Raw genomic sequence first — 17280 nt, 5'->3', positions numbered from 1 at the left:
TAATCCACCCCGAAGGGCTTCATCGTTCGACTTGCATGTGTTAAGCACGCCGCCAGCGTTCGTCCTGAGCCAGGATCAAACTCTCCATGAATGTTTTCCCGTGATCGGGATCAACACCACTTAGAGCGGAACAGACGGTCGGAATAAGACCGACTGTTCACAGCGTCCTCGCTGTGTCATTGCCTGCCACTGCAGAGCAGCAGCAGGACTTTCAAAGGAACCTCGAACCTGCCGAAACAGGCCGGGGTATCAACATATCTGGCGTTGACTTTTGGCACGCTGTTGAGTTCTCAAGGAACGGACGCTTCCTTTGTACTCACCCGCAGAACATTGTCTGAGGCTTTCCTCCGGGCGCTTCCCTTCGGTCTTGCGTTTCCGACTCTATCAGACTCTTTCGTGTCCGATTCCCCGTCGGAGCGGGGTTCGCTTTCCGGCCTTTCGGCTTTCCGGCGGTTCCGACTCTATCAGATCCTTTCGGGCCTGACTCCCAGTCAGCGGGATTTGTCTTTCCGGCTGTTGGGCCGTTCCGACGCTCAAACTCTAGCGGATTTCTCAGGCGACTCATAATCGAGTCCTCGAAATGAATTTCGGCATGCGAAATTCATCCCGGCTGGGAGATCGTGCTGAGTTTGGTTGCCGCATTCGCGGCGGGAGTGGCTGCCGCAGAACCGTTCCGGCTCCGTGACAACTCGAAGAACCTTACGTACCGGTGAAGGGTGTGTCAACTCCGCCCCACCCGCCGTTCACCCGGTCGCTAGTCCAGGTCGGTGAGGCGGCCGCCGGCGTCCGGCTGGGCGTGTTCCACGCGGCGCAGGACGCGGATCAGGAGCTCGCCGAGCACGCCCCGCTCCTCCGCCGAGAGGTCCTGGAGCAGGTCCTCCTCGAAGTGCGTCGCCATGCGCATCGCCTCGAGCCACTTCGTACGGCCCTCGTCCGTCAGCTCCACGATCACCCGCACCCGGTTGTTCTCGTCGCGGTCGCGCGTGACCAGGCCCTCGCCCGCCATGCGGTCGATGCGGTGGGTCATCGCGGCCGGAGTGAGGCCGAGCCGCTTGGCGAGCTCACCCGGGCCCATTCGATAGGGGGAGCCCGCGAGCACCAGGGTCTTCAGGACCTCCCACTCGGCATTGCTGATGCCGAGTGCGGCGACCTGGCGGCCGTACGCCACGTTCATCCGGCGGTTGAGCCGGCCGAGTGCCGAGACGACCTTCTCGACCTGGGGATCCAGGTCGCCGAACTCTCGCTGATAGGCGGCGATCTGCTCGTCGAGGCTGGGCTCCTGGAGACCGGAGCCGGGCGACTCGGGGCCCTCAGGGGTCGCGGTAGGCATGCGCCGAAGTATCGCATGGAGCCCGTTGGCGTTGAAGTCCTTCGCTGTGTATTGTTGAGGTTCTAACTTTAGTGTTGAAGTCTTCAGGCTTCAGTCCTTCAAGACCATGAGTGGGTGAGTGTGACCAGGGCGGCGGGCGCGGCGATGCGCCGGATTCAGGCGGGGAACGCGCTGAGCGCGTTCGGACTCGGCTTCACGGTTCCGTATCTGTACGTCTATGTGGCGCAGGTGCGGGATCTGGGCGCGGCGACGGCCGGTGCCGTCCTCGCGGTCTTTGCGATGGCCGCGCTCGTCGCCCTGCCCTTCACCGGGCGGATCATCGACCGCCGCGGGCCGCTGCCCGTGTTGACGGGGGCCGCGCTGCTGGCCTCCGCCGGCGCGGCGAGCATGGGGCTGGCGAACAGTGCGCCGACCGTCGTGCTGTCCGCCGCGCTGCTGGGCGCCGGTACGGCCGTGATGCAGCCGGCGCTCGCGACGATGATCGTCTGGTGCTCGAACACCTCGACCCGTACGCGCGCCTTCGCCATGCAGTTCTTCCTGCAGAACCTGGGGCTCGGCATCGGCGGTCTGATCGGCGGGCACATCGTCGACGAAAGCCGGCCGGGCAGCTTCACCCTGCTGTTCGGCATCGAGGCCGTGATGTTCCTGGTGCTCGCGGGGATCGTGCTGAGTGTGCGACTGCCGCGCTCGTTCTCGCTCCAGGAGGCGCGGCCCGAGAACACCGAGGCCAAGGCCAAGGGCGGGATGCGCGCGCTGCTCGGTCACCGGGCCATGGTGCAGCTGTGCGTGCTCGGGTTCGTCCTCTTCTTCGCCTGCTACGGACAGTTCGAGTCGGGCCTGGCCGCATACGGCACCGAGGCCGCCGGGATCGAGCCCGCGACCCTCGGGACGGCGCTGGCCGCCAACACCGCGGTAATCGTGGTCGCGCAGTTCGTGGTGCTGAGGTTCGTCGAGCGCCGCAGGCGCAGCCGGGTGATCGCCACTGTCGGGCTGATCTGGGCCCTCGCCTGGGTCACGGCGGGATACGCGGGGCTCGGGCACGGCAGCCAGGCGATGGCGACGGCCGCGTTCGTATCCGCGTACGGCCTGTTCGGGCTCGGTGAGGCGATGCTGTCGCCGACCGTCGCGCCGCTTGTCGCCGATCTGGCGCCGGAGTCGATGGTCGGGCAGTACAACGCCGCTTTCGCGCTGGTCAAGCAGCTCGCGCTGGCGGTCGGGCCGGCCGTGGGCGGGCCGATGGGGGCCGCGCTGCACGGGCCGTACATCGTGACCTTTGTGCTCTTCTCACTCGGCATCACTGCGCTGGCGCTGCGGCTGGGTAAGCAGCTCACGCCCGTACAGAACCAGCCCCATCTCGCGTCGAAGTCGCGCGTGGTGGCTCAGCACAAGCCGTCCGAGCAGCTGGAGGCCGCTGCCTAGGCCTGCGCGGTCCGCCGGCCAACCGGTCCGCCGACCAAGCTGTCCGTCGGCCGCTCCGCGGGCTAAGCGGGCAGGGCGAACTCGCACCAGACCGCTTTGCCGCCGCCCGGCGTACGGCGGCTCCCCCAGGACGAGGCGATCGTCGCGACGATGGAAATCCCGCGGCCCGCCTCGTCCTCCGTTTCCGCGCGGCGGCGGCGCGGCAGATGGTCGTCGCCGTCCGTCACCTCGATGATCAGGCGGCGGTCGGTGCGGCGGAGTCTGAGGCGCATGGGCGGGGTGCCGTGCTGGAGGGAGTTGGCGACCAGTTCGCTCGCGGCCAGTACGCCCAGGTCGTGGAGCTCGGGCGAGAAGCGCCAGGAGGCCAGCACTCCGGAGGCGAAGGCGCGGGCGCGCGGGGCCGCCTCGACTCCGCCGAGCAGTTCGAGGGCGGCGTTGTGGAAGAGCTCGGCCGCCGGGCCCGTACGCGTGGGGTGCTGGACGACCAGTACGGCCACGTCGTCGTCGTGTTCGGCGGTGACTCCCAGGGAGCGGATCAGCCGGTCGCAGACGACCTGCGGAGTGCCGGTCGCACCGGAGAGCGCGCGCTCGAGCGCGGCGACCCCTTCGTCGATGTCCTCGCCGCGCCGCTCGATCAGACCGTCCGTATAGAGGACAGCGCTGGAGCCCGGCGGGAGGGCGATGGTGCCCGAGGTGTGCAGCCAGCCGCCGGTGCCGAGCGGGGGGCCCGTCGGGTCCTCTGCGCGGCGGACCGTGCCGTCCTCGTCGCGGACCAGGACCGGGAGGTGGCCCGCCGAGGCATAGACGAGCCGGCCTTCGTTGGGGTCGTGGACGGCGTAGACGCAGGTGGCGATCTGGCTGGCGTCGATCTCGGCGGCGAGGCCGTCGAGCAGTTGGAGCACCTCGTGCGGAGGCAGGTCGAGGCGGGCATAGGCCCGTACGGCGGTGCGGAGCTGGCCCATGACGGCGGCCGCGCGCACACCGCGGCCCATGACGTCGCCGATGACGAGCGCGGTGCGGCCGGCGCCGAGGGTGATCACGTCGTACCAGTCGCCGCCGACCGCGGCGTCCGTGCCGCCCGGCTGGTACGTGGCGGCGATGCACAGATCGTCGGGCTGCTCCAGCTCCTGCGGGAGCAGAGACCGCTGGAGGGTGACCGCGGTCTCGCGGTGGCGCCGCTCGCTGGCGCGCAGCCGTTCGGCGGCCTCCGCGTGGTCGGTGACGTCGGCGGCGAAGACGAGGACTCCCCCGCCGTCCTTGAGGCTCTCGGCGGGCAGGCAGGTGACGGTGTACGAGCCATGGCCGCGGACCTTGCGGGATTTGACCGTACGGGGCTTGCCGCTGCGCAGCACCTGGTCCATGAGCGGGAGCAGGCCCAGCTCGGTGAGCTCGGGGCAGGTGTCGGCGGCGGTCGCGCCGGCCGGGCGGGGGCCGAAGGCTGCGGCGTAGGCGTCGTTGACGTACGCGATGCGGTGCTCGGGTCCGTATACGAGGACGACCAGGGCGGGGAGACGGCCGAGGATCTCCTGGACGGAGAAGTCCTCGAGGGCGGGGACGTCGGGCAGGGGCTCCGGCTGGTGCTCGTACTCGCCGCGGGCCGCAGGCACGGAGCCTTCCCCTCGCTGTGCCGGGGAGACCGCGTGGTCGGTCCCCCGCGCTTCGGCGCGACGCTGCGTACCGGGGAGCCTTGGGCTCCAACGCGTGAAGTTCACTGACTTTCTAGCCTCAATGCTTGTCGCCAAGGGTCACTCTGTGCAGGTGTGAGCCCACCTATGGTCACACGTCCAGTGTGACCGACCGGACTGACAGCCGTCGCTGTCCCAGCCTTGTCTAGGTCCCTCCGGGGCCGCTGTGCGGCCGGTCCTTCGGTGCGCCATGGGGGCCGTGTCCCGGGCGTTTGCCGCCTGCGGCGAGTTCGAATTCGGCGCGCGGGTGTTCCAGCGAGCCGAGGGAGACGATCTCCCGTTTGAAGAGCCCGGAGAGGGTCCACTCGGCGAGGACGCGGGCCTTGCGGTTGAAGGTGGGAACCCGGCTGAGGTGGTAGACGCGGTGCATCAGCCAGGCCGGATAGCCCTTGAGCTTACGGCCGTAGACATGCGCGACGCCCCTGTGGAGGCCGAGGGAGGCAACGGATCCGACGTACTTGTGTGCGTATTCCTTGAGGGGTTCGCCGCGCAGCGACGCGACGATGTTCTCGGCGAGGACCTTGGTCTGGCGCACCGCGTGCTGGGCGTTGGGCGCGCACTCCTTGCCGGGCTCGTCGGAAGTGATGTCGGGGACGGCCGCGGTGTCGCCGGCCGACCAGGCGTGCTCGACACCGGCAACGGAGAGCCGGGCGGTGCAGGCGAGGCGGCCACGCTCATTGAGCGGCAGATCGGTGGCGGCGAGGAGCGGCGACGGCCTGACACCCGCCGTCCACACCACGGTGCGCGTCGGGAAGCGGCTGCCGTCGCTGAGGACGGCCACGCGGTCCGCGCAGGAGTCCAGCCGGGTCTCGAGGCGTACGTCGATATTGCGGGCGCGCAGCTCGCGGATCGCGTACTTGCCCATCTCCGCGCCGACCTCGGGGAGGATGCGGTTGGTGGCCTCGACGAGGATCCATTTCAGGTCCTCGGGCTTGACGTTGTGGTAGTAGCGCGTGGCGTAGCGGGCCATGTCCTCCAGCTCGCCGAGTGCTTCGACGCCGGCGTAGCCGCCGCCGACGAAGACGAAGGTGAGGGCGGCGTCGCGGATCGCCGGGTCGCGGGTGGAGGAGGCGATGTCCATCTGCTCGATGACGTGATTGCGCAGGCCGATGGCTTCCTCGACGGTCTTGAAGCCGATGGCGTAGTCGGCGAGGCCGGGGATCGGGAGGGTGCGGGAGATGGAGCCGGGTGCGATGACGAGTTCGTCGTACGTGATCTGCACGCCGCCCGTGCCCTCCTCGGCGGTGGCGAGAGTGATGACGGTCGCGGTGCGCTTGGCGTGGTCGACAGCCTTGACCTCGCCGATGAGGATCTTGCATCTGTCGAGCACGAGGCGGAGAGGGACCACCACATGGCGTGGGGAGATGGAGCCGGCGGCCGCTTCCGGGAGGAAGGGCTGATACGTCATATAGGGGTCTGGCGTGACCACCACGATCTCCGCCTCGCCGCGCGCCAGCTCCTGCTTCAGTTGCTTCTGGAGGCGCAGCGCGGTGTACATCCCGACGTAGCCGCCGCCGACGACGAGAATGCGCGTGCCCGGCGGGGGGCCCGGGGTCGTGCCCCGGAAGTTAGCAGCCTTCACCATCCCATGACGCAACGGCCTCAGGCGTTTGTCCACAGCCCCGGCAAATTGTGTGACCGGAGGCTTTGAGCGACCCGGCCGGGGCCGGACCCCGAGTGTTGGGGAAGGTGCGCAGGTCAGGGGCTACGAGGGGGGTGGCGCAGGGGGGCGTAATCGGGAATCTTCCGGCCCTTGCTCCGATCGGGGGGCGCTCCGTGCGGAACTACCCTCTTCTGAATTGACCCTGGCTCAACTATGTTCGTACCTCGTCGGGGTGTCCGGTCGTGGCACGCCCGACAGACAGGGCGGGGAAGTCTCCGGGGGGAGACACCATGACCGGGGGAACGTGTATGACCATTCAAGATTCGCATTGGCAGGCTGCTGTCTCACCGGCTTCGGTCGCTGACGGGAACGGTGGCAACGGCGGTAATGGACGAGTGGGATCGGGCGGGGCCAGCCGCTCGGCGCCACTTCGTGTGGACGCACAGCGCAATCTCGAGCATGTACTGCGGGCGGCTCGCGAGGTATTCGGCGAGCTGGGCTACGGGGCGCCGATGGAGGACGTGGCGCGCCGGGCCAGGGTCGGAGTCGGGACCGTGTACCGGCGCTTCCCGAGCAAGGACGTTCTGGTGCGCCGGATAGCCGAGGAGGAGACCTCCCGGCTGACCGAGCAGGCGCGTGCGGCTCTGGGGCAGGAGGAGGAGCCGTGGTCGGCGCTCTCCCGCTTCCTGCGTACGTCGGTGGCATCGGGTGCGGGCCGGCTGCTGCCGCCGCAGGTGCTGCGGGTGGGCGTGGACTCCGAGGAGCCGACGACGGCCGTCGTGGCGGGCGAGGCGCGGGTGCCGCACCAGCGGGTCGGCGCACCGGCCGAACTGCGGGTGGTCGAGCCGTCTCCGGTGCCCGCGGAGGAGCAGGACGACACGGCCGCGACTGACCTGCTGGAAGTCGTGGGGCAACTGGTCGACCGGGCACGGGCGGCGGGTGAGCTGCGCGGCGATGTGACCGTGGCGGACGTTCTGCTGGTGATAGCCACGGCTGCGCCGGCGCTGCCGGACGCGGCGCAGCAGGCGGCGGCCTCGGCACGGCTGCTGGACATTCTGCTGGAGGGGCTGCGGTCACGGACGGCCTGATCGGCACCGACCAGCATCGGCCGACGTCACCAACTGACTGCTGCGTGGGGTCGGTTTGCGCCTTCACCGATGTGTCTTCACCGAACAAGCGGTGGGTGGTGCTGGGTTCGGGAAGTCTCCCCGGATGAGTGGTTGCCGGACATAAGGGTTAGATGAACTGGCACTCTGTGGCACTCTGGCCCGGTGTTTGGGTCCGAGGGTGCTTACGGGGGCTTCCGCGATGAGCAGTGACGGTCGGGACGAGTCACTCGGTGGTACGGGCGGTTCGGATTCGGCCGGTCTGCCCTCTCGACAGGTGCCGAGCCAGGCCGGGCCCGGTAGGTCTTCGGGTGTGCCCAAAAGCCCTGGTGGTACTTCCGGTCCGGCCGGAGCGCCAGGGCCTGCCGCGGGTGGCCCGGAGGAATGCACCGTACCGCCGCAGCGCGGGGGTGCCGGGCTCGAGTCCGTACCGCGGCCTCGCCGTGAGCTGCCGTCGTCCGACGCCGAGTTGATCCGGCGCACGCGGGAGGGCGACGACAGCGCCTACGAGGAACTGTTCCGCCGCCACTCCGGCGCCGTCCGCGGGTACGCGCGCACCTGCTGCCGGGACGCGCACACCGCCGACGATCTGACGGCCGAGGTGTTCGCGCGGACGCTGCAGGCGGTGCGCGGAGGTGCGGGGCCCGAGCAGGCGGTACGGGCGTATTTGCTCACTACGGTCCGGCGGGTGGCCGCGGCCTGGATGAAAACAGCGCGGCGGGAGCAATTGGTCGAGGACTTCGCGGTGTTCGCCGCGGAGGCCGCCCGTAGCTCCGATGCGGCGAGCGACGGCACCCTCGGCCTCGGCGCCGATGTGCGGGCGATGCACGAAGCCGAGCAGTCGCTGGCCCTGCAGGCCTTCCGCTCGCTGCCCGAGCGCTGGCAGGCGGTGCTCTGGCACACCACCGTCGAGGAGGAGTCACCGAGCGAGGTCGCGCCGCTCTTCGGGCTGACCGCCAATGCCACGGCGGTACTGGCCGGCCGGGCGCGCGAGGGCCTCAAGCAGGCATATCTGCAGGCCCATGTGAGTTCCGCGCTCACCTCGGGCGGCGACTGCGCCCGGTACGCCGACCGGCTGGGGGCGTACTCCCGCGGGGGGCTGCGGATGCGGGCCGAGCGCGGACTGCGCAAGCACTTGGAAGAGTGCGCGAGGTGCCGGCTCGCAGCGCGCGAGCTGGCGCATGTCAACGCCGGGATTCCGGCGCTGCTTCCGGTCGCGGTCATCGGCTGGTTCGCCGCCGGCTACTCGCTCAAGGCCGCCGGGCTCGTGGCGGCCGGGGCCGCCGGCACTGCGGGGGCGGGAGCTGGTGCCGCTGCCTCGGGGGGCGCGGCGGGTGGTGCCTCGGGGGGCGCGGGCGCCTCGGGTGCTTCGGCTGCCTCGGGTGCTTCGGGCGCATCCGGGGGCGCGGCCGGTGGGGCTGGTGGGACCGCGGCGTCGGAGGGTCTTGGCGCCCTGGCGAAGGCGGGCATCGCGGCGACGGTGGCCGTGGCGGCGGCCGGCGGACTGATGTGGGCCTTCGCCCATGATCCCGAGCCCGCTCCGAAGCACGAGGCGAAGCCCCCGGCCGAGGAGCCCGTCGTACCGCTGAAGCCCACTCCGTCACCGAAGCCGAAGTTTCCGGCCCCGCCCGGGCCGGAGCAGCCCGGGCCGGAGCAGCCCGCGCCTGAGCAGCCCGCGCCTCCGGACAAGCCGTCCCCTAAGCCGACGCCTCTGAATCCCACGGCGAACCCCACGACGAAGCCGAAGCCGACGCCGACGCCTTCCAAGCCCAACCCCCCGGTCCCGCCGACGTCCACGCCGGACCCCAGGCCCAAGCCCACCCCGCCGCCTCCGCCGGCCCCGCGGGTGTACCAGGTCAACCAGCTGGAGTACGGCGTCTTCGGCGACCACACCAGGCCCGAGGTGCGGCTCGGCCGGAGCAGTTGGCTCTGGCAGCGCTGGGGCATGTCCATCGGCGGCACGCGGTACACGCACGGGGTGACCGTGCACGCCGCGTCCTCCGTCACCATCGACCTCAACCGCCAGTGCAGCGCCTTTGACGCGATGGTCGGCATCGACAATCTGACCCTGGGCCCGGCGGCGGTGCGCTTCTCGGTGTACGGGGGCGGTGGGCGGCTGTGGCGGTCCCCGGTGATGCGCGCCGGAGCCGCGGCCGTACCGGCGCATGTGCCGATCGCCGGGCAGAAGACGATCCGGCTGGTCGTGGACCCGCACACGCCGTTGGATTCGGTGGCGCTCGCGGACTGGGCCCAGTCGCAGATCAGCTGCCGCTGACCGGTTCCGGCTCCCCCGCGTCCTGAAGGAGGTCGATGACCTGGGTGACGGTGAGAGCGCGGCCCGCTGCGCACTCGTTCTCGTAGCGCCGGATTCCGAGCTCGGCACGGGCGCGCGAGCGGACCTCGTCGGCGCCTGTCTGTTCCGGTACGGAGCGGGGGCTGTCCGAGCGCCAGGTGTCGGTGGCGGCCAGGACCCGGACGGCGAGCGGGAGTTGGCCGTTCAGCATGAGTACGCTCGCGGCGCTGTCGGCCAGCAGCGCGGTGATGAACTCCGCGCAGTGGGCGTCTCGCGCCTTGCGGAGTGCGGCCGCCAGGCCCTGTAGCGCCGCTGCCGGCCCGGTCGCCGGCTCGTACGCGGCGATCCCGGCGTCCACACCGTCGAGCACCGCCGCGAATTGTGGTGGCGGGCTGCCGTGCCCGCTCAGTTCGCGTGCCTGGTCCATCAGGCTGCGGGCCCGGGGTATCTCGCCGCGCTCCAGCGCGATGACCGCGCGCATCATGCAGACATAGGCGCGGGTGTCCTGGACGTGGTAGCGCTCCGCCTCCTCGGCCGCTTCGTCGAAGCCCTTCTCGGCGGCCGCGGTGTCACCGGCGCGGTAGGTGAGCTCGGCGAGGCGGGCAATGAGGAACGGGGCTTCGGCGTATGCACCGACCTCGCGGGCGAGTGCCAGCGCCTCCTCGTACGCGATGCGGGACTCCGCGTACCGGCCGCGCATCATTCCCGCCTCGGCCGCCGCGCTCGCCACCTGCGCGCGCATCCAGCGGTCGCCGACACGGCGGCTCACCTCGCGCAGCACGGCGAGGTCCTCGTCGACGCCGGGCATGCCGCCGGGCATGTCGACGACCAGGTGGGTGCGGAACATCAGCGTGACGCCGTACTCCCACTCGCCGCCGTACGAACGGGCGTTGACGACGGCGGCATCCATCAGCTCACGAACCTCCTGCGCGTCGCCGGTGAGGTACGAGGCCATCGGCCAGAGCAGTCCGGGGAAGCGGGCGGCTTCCGGTCCCGGCCGGCTGAAGGCGTCCTGCACACGGCGCAGCAGGGCCATCAGCTCGGCATTCTCCCGCAGCATCTCGGCCGGTCGGCTCTCCACGGCGAGGAAGAACCTCAGCATGACCAGATGCATCCGGGGCCAGTAACGGGGGTCGTCCTCGTCGACCGGGTCCGGGCCGAGGCGTACGGTGCGCTCCACCCAGGACAGGCCTTCGCCGCGGTAGTTGCGCAGCCACCAGAACCAGCCCATCCCGAAGACCAGGCGCAGCGCGGTCTCTTCGTCGCGGGTCTCGACGACGGCGCGGTGGACGGCGGCGCGGATGTTGTCGAGGTCGGCTTCGATGCGGCCGATCCAAGGGAGCTGGTCGCCGGAGCGCAGGCGCGGTTCGGCCTCCTCGACGAGGGCGGCGAAGTGGGCGGTGTGGGCGCGGGCCGCGGCGTCCCGTACGGCCGGGGTCTCCGCGGCGCGCTCCGTGGCGTACTCGTGGATGGTCTCCAGCAGCCGGTAGCGCATCTCACCGTCGCTGGTGGGTGTGGCGGTGACGAGGGACTTGTCGACGAGTGCGCCGAGGTGGGTGGCGGCGTCTTCGTCGCAGACGGCTTCGGCCGCGGGGAGATCCCAGCCGCCGGCGAAGACGGCGAGTTGGCGCAGGAGGGTGCGTTCGGTGTCGTCGAGGAGGTCCCAGGACCAGTCGACTACAGCGCGCAGGGTCTGCTGGCGCGGCAGTACGGTGCGGCTGCCGCTGGTCAGCAGGCGGAAGCGGTCGTCCAGGCGGTCGGCGATCTGGCGCGGGGTGAGCATCCGCACCCGGGCGGCGGCGAGTTCGATGGCGAGCGGCAGTCCGTCGAGACGACGGCAGATCTCGGCGGCCGCGGCGGCGGTGGCCTCATCGGCGTCGATACGGAAACCGGGCCTGGCCGCCGCGCCCCGCTCGGCGAGCAGCCGCAGCGCCATCGGATCCGGCAGCGGTTCCACCGGGCGCACCAACTCGCCCGGCACACCCAACGGTTCCCGGCTGGTGGCGAGAATGCGCAGGTGGGGGCAGTGGGTGAGGAGAGTCTCGGTGAGTTGGGCGGCCGCGTCGACGACATGCTCGCAGTTGTCGAGTACGAGGAGGAAAGGGCGGTGGGCGAGGTGCTCGACCAGCCGGTCGGTGGGGTCGGCGGGCAGGGGCTGGGCCTCGCGGGCGATGAGGGTGGTCTCACGCAGACCGAGCGCGGACAGCACGGCGCCGGGCAGGGCGGAGGGGTCGTCGAGGGGTGCGAGTTCGACAAGCCAGGCGCCGTGGGGGGCGGCGGCTGGGGCGGCCTCCTCGGCGAGACGGGTCTTCCCCGACCCGCCTGGGCCGGTGAGGGTGACGAGGCGGGAGCGGGTCACGTCGGCGCGGATGGCACGGAGTTCGCTGTCACGGCCTACGAAGGACGTGAGGCGGGGGCGGATATTGCCGTGGCTCCGCGGGTGCTCGGGCGGTGCGGGAGCCTGAAGCAACTCCCCGTACAGCGAAGCCAGTTCGGGCCCGGGGTCGGCGCCGAGGCCGTCGGCGAGTGCGCGGCGGGCCTCCTCGTACGCGACAAGGGCGTCGGCCTGGCGGCCCTCGGCGCGCAGCGCGCGGATGAGCAGCGCGCGAAATGGCTCGTGGTACGGGTGCGCGGCGGTGAGCTCCTGCAACTCCGGTACGAGGGTCTGGGTGGCACCACGCCCGAGGTCGGCCATGATGCGCTGCTGGATCGCGGCGAGCCGTTGGGCCTCGGGGCGGGCGGCGTGCTCCCCGTCGGGCAGATCGGCGAGCGCGGGGCCGCGCCAGAGGGCGAGGGCGGTACGGAGGGTGCGGGCGGCGGTTTCCGGCTCGGCGAGTTCGGCGGTGGCCCGGCGGGTGAGTCGCTCGAACACGTACAGGTCGACGTCGTCCTTGGCAGCGGCGAGACGGTAGCCGCCGGGGGCGCTCTCGACGGCGTCCTTGCCGAGGGCACGCCGCAGCCGTCCCACGAGGGCCTGGAGGGCGGCGGGGGCGTCGTGCGGTGGCTCGCCGCCCCATACGTCGTCGACGAGCTCGCCGACGGGCACGGCGCGGCCGACCCGCAGAGCGAGCGCGGCAAGCAGCCGCCGGAGCCGCGGCCCGCCGAGGGGCAGGACGGCGCCGCGCTCGTCACGTGCCTCGGTGACGCCGAGGATGAGATACCGCACGGGGCCATTGTGGACCGGGGGCGCGGTGGAGCCGGTGGGGTTCGGGGCGTGGGGGTGTCTCCCCGGCGCCGTTCCCCGGCCACACCCGCTCGGCGCGGGCGGGCCTGCGGCGTTCAGGGGCGGGGGGACGCGCAGCGGGTGGAGCCGGGACGTAGAGCGTGATTTGTGGCGCACAAGGAACAGTCACCCTCCGACCACCCCCAACGCGCCGTAAATCATGCAGTCCCGGCGCAACCCCGGAGCGGCCCCCAAACGGCCACCGCAGCAAGACCGGGCACCCCGGGCGCGGCCACCCACCCAAGACCGGGCACCCCCGCACACCGACCCCGGGCGCGGCCACCCACCCAGGACCGGGCACCCCGACCCCGCCCCGCCCGCCGCAAGGCGACCCGCTCCCTACGACCGCAGTGTCGGCCTCGGCGGGACCCCTCCCGCCACCGCCCGCTGGCGTGGCGCCGCCGTACCCGTCCAGCACGTGCCCCTCCGCGAGAGCAACCTCCGCAGCCACAGCTCCGTAGAGATCAGGTCCGCCAGCCCGTCCAGCGGCACCGGTTCGCCCTCCGACGCCGCGCGCAGCGCCTTGCGGACCACCCGGGCCTCGACCAGGCCGGCGTCCGCCAGCAGCGGCGCGTCGAACAAGGCGATCAGGTGCGGGAGCGACACCCGCAGACCCTTCCGTGCCGCCGCCGTCGACGAAGCGTGTGTCGTCGCGCCCCAGCCCGGGGGCAGATCGTGGATACCCGCGCCCGCCAGCACCGCGCGGAGAATCGCCGCGCGGGCACCCGGCCGGACCCGCAGCGATTCAGGGAGGTCGCGGCAGGCCCGTACGACCTGGTTGTCGAGGAACGGGGCGTGCAGGCGCTGGCTGCGGATCTCCGCCGCCTGCTCCAGGATCCGCTGGTCCGTCGCGTGGCGGGCCAGCGCTGCACGCGCCCGGGCCTCCCCGGGGCGCTGCACGGACGTCGGCCGCGTCGCCCCCTCCATCAGACGAACCGATACTTCAGCAAGCGCCTCGCCCGTCAGCCAGCGCGCCGCAGGACCCGGCCTCGACCAGGCCAGGGCGGCGAGCGACGCGCCCAGCGGACCGTTGGAGAGTGCGCGGCCGGGACGGTTCGCTTCCAGCAGCCGGTCCGCCGCCGTCTCCAGGCCGGTGCGGTACGGCGTACGGGCAAGGCGCCGCGCCGCCCGGTACACCGTCAGCGGGATGAACAGCGACTGCGGCGAAGGGCCCTCGGCGCGTGCCAACGCCGTGACCGGACGCACCAGATGACGCCGCCGCCGGTCCAGCAGCAGGTCCGCGAGGCGCGCCGGATGCGCGTCAAGCACCTGCCGCGCGCCCGCCCCCGTGAAGTGGTCCGCGCTGCCCGCGGCCAGCCGTCCGCGGTGGCGTTCCGCGGTGATCAGCGACGGGGCCGGCTCGTCCGTCAAAGGCCCGGCGTCCAGGCTCGCGTACGGCAGCCCCTCCTCCGCCGCCGCGACCACCACATGGTGCAGCCGCGGGTTGGAGGCGATCGCCCGCGCCCGTTCCAGTTCGTCCTCGTGCCCGCCCGTGGCCAGGTCGTTGAAAGTGACCGCCAGCAGCCGCTCGCCCGCTCCCGTCCCATGGCCGAGCACCGTGCCCGGTCTGCCCGGCAGCCCCGCCGCCAGCAGCGCCAGCGTGCCGGACGCGCTGCCGCCCGACAGGTCCGCGCCGATCCCTGGCGCCGGCCCGGCCCGGCCGCTCCGGGCGGCCCGCCGCTCCGCCGGACCCATCCCCGGCACCGGCCCGGGATCCGGCGGCAGCGTCTCGGGCGCGTGCCGCGGCGCGGTGAGCCTGGCCCGTACCGCCTCGATCAGTGCGTCGCGTACGCCGTCGATGGCACGCTCCGCCTCGATCTGCGGCCCGGCGACGGCGAGGGAAGCCACCGGCTCGTACCCGGTGATCTCACGCGAGCCCTCGCGCAGAATCAGCGCGTGACCCGGCGGGATGCGCTTCACACCGTCGTACGGAGTCGAGTCGCGCAGCGCTTCCGGTGTCTCCGGACAGGCGAGCAGTGCCGCCAAGTGCCCGATGTCCAGCTGCGCTTCGATGAGGTCGGCGAGCGGGAGCGCGGCGGTGGCGTACGCGGTGCCGTTCGCCCACGGCGTGTAGAAGACGGGTCTCGCCCCGGCCAGGTCGCCGGCGATCGTGATCCTGCGGCCGACCTGTACGACGGCGGTGTAGCTGCCGGCCCAGGCGGTCAGATGCCGCAGCGCCCCGCCGCGCGCCGCGAAGAGCCCCACCTTCAGCTCCTCGTCGCTGGCCGCGCAGCAGCCGAGGACCGCGAGCTTGGTGAAGGGGTCAACGGTGACGACACGCACCTCGTCGGGGCGCCAGTCGCCGACCGCCCAGAGCGGATCCGGGTCTCCCCACAGGAGTTGGGCACCGACGGGGTGGACGGTGCCGGCGTCGTCGGACGTGCCGACGGCCCCGGCCGTACCGAAGTTTGCGGCGATACTGCTCCAGCCCACCAACCACCGCATGCCGCCTCCACAGGCTGTGGACAAACTCAGACCCACCGGACCTCGGACCACCGGGCCATAACCGCTCGGGCCTCAGCCGTTCGGGAACATGCTGCCACGAAGGCGGCGCACAGGAGGGGCTCCGGGTAGCGCGCGCAAAAAGGGAACGCGCCCCTGGCATTGGCGATTTGACGACGGCCGGGAGAGGGAAGGGGCGAGCGACCAGCGCTCAGACGGGAGCAAAACAGACATGGAGGACAGTCGGCATTCAGCCATTCTCCGTGCCGCACATGTGTGCCTCACCCGTGCATACGACAGTCCGGGAGGCGCTGTTCGCCCCCCGGACCCGTCCGCCGCCCGCGGGGATTGAGGCGGCGGTATCCCCCAGCCCACTGGTTCCGATACTCAGTGGGCCGACCCACGCAGCACTCATGGAAGCGCTCCCCCACCAGCGCGGCCAGAGCGCACGGACGGGCGCACAGCCACACACCCGGAGCACGACGACGAGGTGCCGTCGGCAGATCGTCTGCTCCAACGCACAACAATCTCGCCATACGGAACACCGCCCCTTAACGGTCGGGATGCGGCGAACTACGCTGTGTTTACTGATGTTCTCCCCAGGGGCGCATATTCCGAGGGGTTCGGCCAGGAGCTTTTGCAGCCGGGATCCCGGAGCTGTCCGGAGCTGTTCACCAGGGGAGGACACAGCACGAATGCCGTGCGCCCAGCAGCGACGCGGCGGCCGTCTGTGTGTCGAGGGGTGGCGCATGTCCAGGGAGCAACGCGGGCCGAACGACAAACTCGGCACCGTTCTCGCCCTCGCGGGAATCAGCAACGCCGGCCTGGCCCGGCGCGTCAACGACCTCGGCGCGCAGCGCGGTCTGACCCTTCGCTACGACAAGACGTCCGTGGCGAGGTGGGTGTCGAAGGGCATGGTGCCGCAGGGCGCCGCGCCCCATCTCATCGCCGCGGCCATCGGCGCCAAGCTCGGGCGTCCGGTGCCGTTGCACGAGATCGGTCTGGCGGACGCCGACCCGGCCCCCGAGGTCGGGCTCGCCTTCCCGCGCGATGTGGGCGAGGCGGTGAAATCAGCCACCGAGCTCTATCGCCTCGATCTGGCGGGCCGGCGGGCCGGCAGCGGCGGCATCTGGCAGTCGCTGGCCGGTTCTTTCGCAGTGAGCGCTTACGCGACGCCCGCGTCCCGCTGGCTGATAACGCCCGCCGACTCCTCGGTGGAGCGGTCCGTGTCGGTGGACACCGCGGAGGACACTCCCGCCCGCGTGGGCCACAGCGATGTGGCCAAACTCCGGGAGGCGGCGGAGGACGCGCGCCGCTGGGACTCCAAGTACGGCGGTGGGGACTGGCGTTCGTCGATGGTGCCGGAGTGTCTGCGGGTTGACGCGGCCCCGCTGCTCCTCGGCTCGTATTCGGACGAAGTGGGCCGGGCGCTGTTCGGTGCCGCCGCCGAGCTGACCCGGCTGGCCGGGTGGATGGCCTTCGACACCGGGCAGCAGGAAGCGGCGCAGCGGTACTACATCCAGGCGCTGCGACTGGCCCGCGCGGCCGCGGATGTTCCGTTAGGCGGCTATGTGCTGGCTTCGATGTCGCTGCAGGCGACGTACCGCGGATTCGCGGACGAGGGCGTGGATCTCGCGCAGGCGGCGCTCGAGCGCAATCGCGGCCTCGCCACCGCCCGCACGATGAGCTTCTTCCGGCTGGTGGAGGCGCGGGCGCACGCGAAGGCGAGCGACGCGGTGGCGGCCGGAGGCGCGCTGAAGGCGGCGGAGGGCTGGCTGGAGCGCTCGCGGGCGGGCGATGCCGACCCGACGTGGCTGGGCTTCTATTCGTACGACCGGTTCGCCGCGGACGCTGCCGAGTGCTACCGCGATCTGAAGGCGCCGCGCCAGGTGCGTCGCTTCACGGAGCAGGCGCTGTCGCGGCCGACGGAGGAGTTCGTACGGTCGCACGGGCTGCGGCTGGTGGTGTCGGCGGTGGCCGAGCTGGAGTCCGGGAATCTGGACGCGGCGTGCGCGGCGGGCACGCGCGCGGTGGAGGTCGCGGGGCGGATCTCCTCGGCGCGGACCACGGAGTACGTACGGGATCTGCTCCACCGACTCGAGCCGTACGGCGACGAGCCGCGTGTCGTGGAGCTGCGGGAGCGTGCCAGGCCACTGCTGGTCGCTCCGGCGTAGGGCAC

Annotated in this window: 9 protein-coding genes and 1 rRNA gene; 4 read left to right on the top strand and 6 right to left on the bottom strand. The window is 71.6% G+C overall.

Annotated elements, in window-relative coordinates; translation table 11 throughout:
* A 16S ribosomal RNA gene (locus ACFYXH_RS16240) occupies window positions 1-91 on the bottom strand; the annotation flags it as partial.
* A 663-nt stretch (window positions 92-754) separates the two neighbouring features.
* Window positions 755-1330 carry a MarR family transcriptional regulator gene (locus ACFYXH_RS16235; RefSeq protein WP_327324539.1) on the bottom strand — a complete coding sequence of 192 codons (576 nt, stop codon included), beginning with the start codon at window positions 1328-1330 and terminating at the stop codon, window positions 755-757.
* A 144-nt stretch (window positions 1331-1474) separates the two neighbouring features.
* Between ACFYXH_RS16235 and ACFYXH_RS16230 the strand changes: the two genes are divergently transcribed.
* Entirely contained in the window at window positions 1475-2749 is a 1275-nt protein-coding gene (locus ACFYXH_RS16230; RefSeq protein WP_389563029.1) for an MFS transporter, read from the top strand.
* A 62-nt stretch (window positions 2750-2811) separates the two neighbouring features.
* On the opposite strand, the gene ACFYXH_RS16225 is transcribed toward ACFYXH_RS16230, so the two are convergent.
* A complete protein-coding gene (locus ACFYXH_RS16225; protein WP_389562982.1) occupies window positions 2812-4461 on the bottom strand; it encodes a SpoIIE family protein phosphatase in 1650 nt (549 codons plus the stop codon).
* Window positions 4462-4579: 118 nt separating this feature from the next.
* Window positions 4580-6019 (bottom strand): NAD(P)/FAD-dependent oxidoreductase, encoded by a 1440-nt coding sequence (locus tag ACFYXH_RS16220; protein ID WP_389562980.1) that lies wholly within the window; start codon window positions 6017-6019, stop codon window positions 4580-4582.
* A 326-nt stretch (window positions 6020-6345) separates the two neighbouring features.
* Between ACFYXH_RS16220 and ACFYXH_RS16215 the strand changes: the two genes are divergently transcribed.
* Together ACFYXH_RS16215 and ACFYXH_RS16210 are read left to right on the top strand one after the other, a co-directional pair.
* Window positions 6346-7125 (top strand): TetR/AcrR family transcriptional regulator, encoded by a 780-nt coding sequence (locus ACFYXH_RS16215; RefSeq protein WP_389562978.1) that lies wholly within the window; start codon window positions 6346-6348, stop codon window positions 7123-7125.
* Between the two features lie 220 nt (window positions 7126-7345).
* On the top strand, window positions 7346-9418 hold the full coding sequence (locus ACFYXH_RS16210) for a sigma-70 family RNA polymerase sigma factor (protein ID WP_389562976.1): 2073 nt from the start codon (window positions 7346-7348) through the stop codon (window positions 9416-9418).
* Here the strand turns inward: ACFYXH_RS16210 and ACFYXH_RS16205 are convergent.
* Window positions 9405-12602 (bottom strand): BTAD domain-containing putative transcriptional regulator, encoded by a 3198-nt coding sequence (locus ACFYXH_RS16205; RefSeq protein ID WP_389562974.1) that lies wholly within the window; start codon window positions 12600-12602, stop codon window positions 9405-9407. The two genes, ACFYXH_RS16210 and ACFYXH_RS16205, sit on opposite strands and share 14 nt — an antisense overlap.
* 396 nt (window positions 12603-12998) lie before the next feature.
* Window positions 12999-15104, bottom strand: coding sequence for an asparagine synthase-related protein (locus tag ACFYXH_RS16200; RefSeq protein WP_389562972.1), 2106 nt, complete (start codon window positions 15102-15104; stop codon window positions 12999-13001).
* A gap of 746 nt (window positions 15105-15850) precedes the next feature.
* On the opposite strand from ACFYXH_RS16200, the gene ACFYXH_RS16195 reads away from it, so the two are divergent.
* Window positions 15851-17275 (top strand): MFS transporter, encoded by a 1425-nt coding sequence (locus ACFYXH_RS16195; RefSeq protein ID WP_326650915.1) that lies wholly within the window; start codon window positions 15851-15853, stop codon window positions 17273-17275.
* Window positions 17276-17280 lie beyond the last annotated feature (5 nt).

The sequence above is a fragment of the Streptomyces sp. NPDC002730 genome, from assembly GCF_042888805.1.
Classification (GTDB): Bacteria; Actinomycetota; Actinomycetes; order Streptomycetales; family Streptomycetaceae; genus Streptomyces.
This window is presented reverse-complemented; position numbering and strand designations above follow the sequence as displayed.

Excerpts from the sequence above, each read along its gene's own strand:
- ACFYXH_RS16200 (WP_389562972.1), bottom strand. The coding sequence starts at position 15,104 with ATGCGGTGGTTGGTGGGCTGGAGCAGTATCGCCGCAAACTTCGGTACG.
- ACFYXH_RS16235 (WP_327324539.1), bottom strand. The coding sequence starts at position 1,330 with ATGCCTACCGCGACCCCTGAGGGCCCCGAGTCGCCCGGCTCCGGTCTC.
- ACFYXH_RS16230 (WP_389563029.1), top strand. The coding sequence starts at position 1,475 with ATGCGCCGGATTCAGGCGGGGAACGCGCTGAGCGCGTTCGGACTCGGC.
- ACFYXH_RS16220 (WP_389562980.1), bottom strand. The coding sequence starts at position 6,019 with ATGGTGAAGGCTGCTAACTTCCGGGGCACGACCCCGGGCCCCCCGCCG.
- ACFYXH_RS16210 (WP_389562976.1), top strand. The coding sequence starts at position 7,346 with ATGAGCAGTGACGGTCGGGACGAGTCACTCGGTGGTACGGGCGGTTCG.
- ACFYXH_RS16195 (WP_326650915.1), top strand. The coding sequence starts at position 15,851 with ATGTCCAGGGAGCAACGCGGGCCGAACGACAAACTCGGCACCGTTCTC.
- ACFYXH_RS16215 (WP_389562978.1), top strand. The coding sequence starts at position 6,346 with ATGACCATTCAAGATTCGCATTGGCAGGCTGCTGTCTCACCGGCTTCG.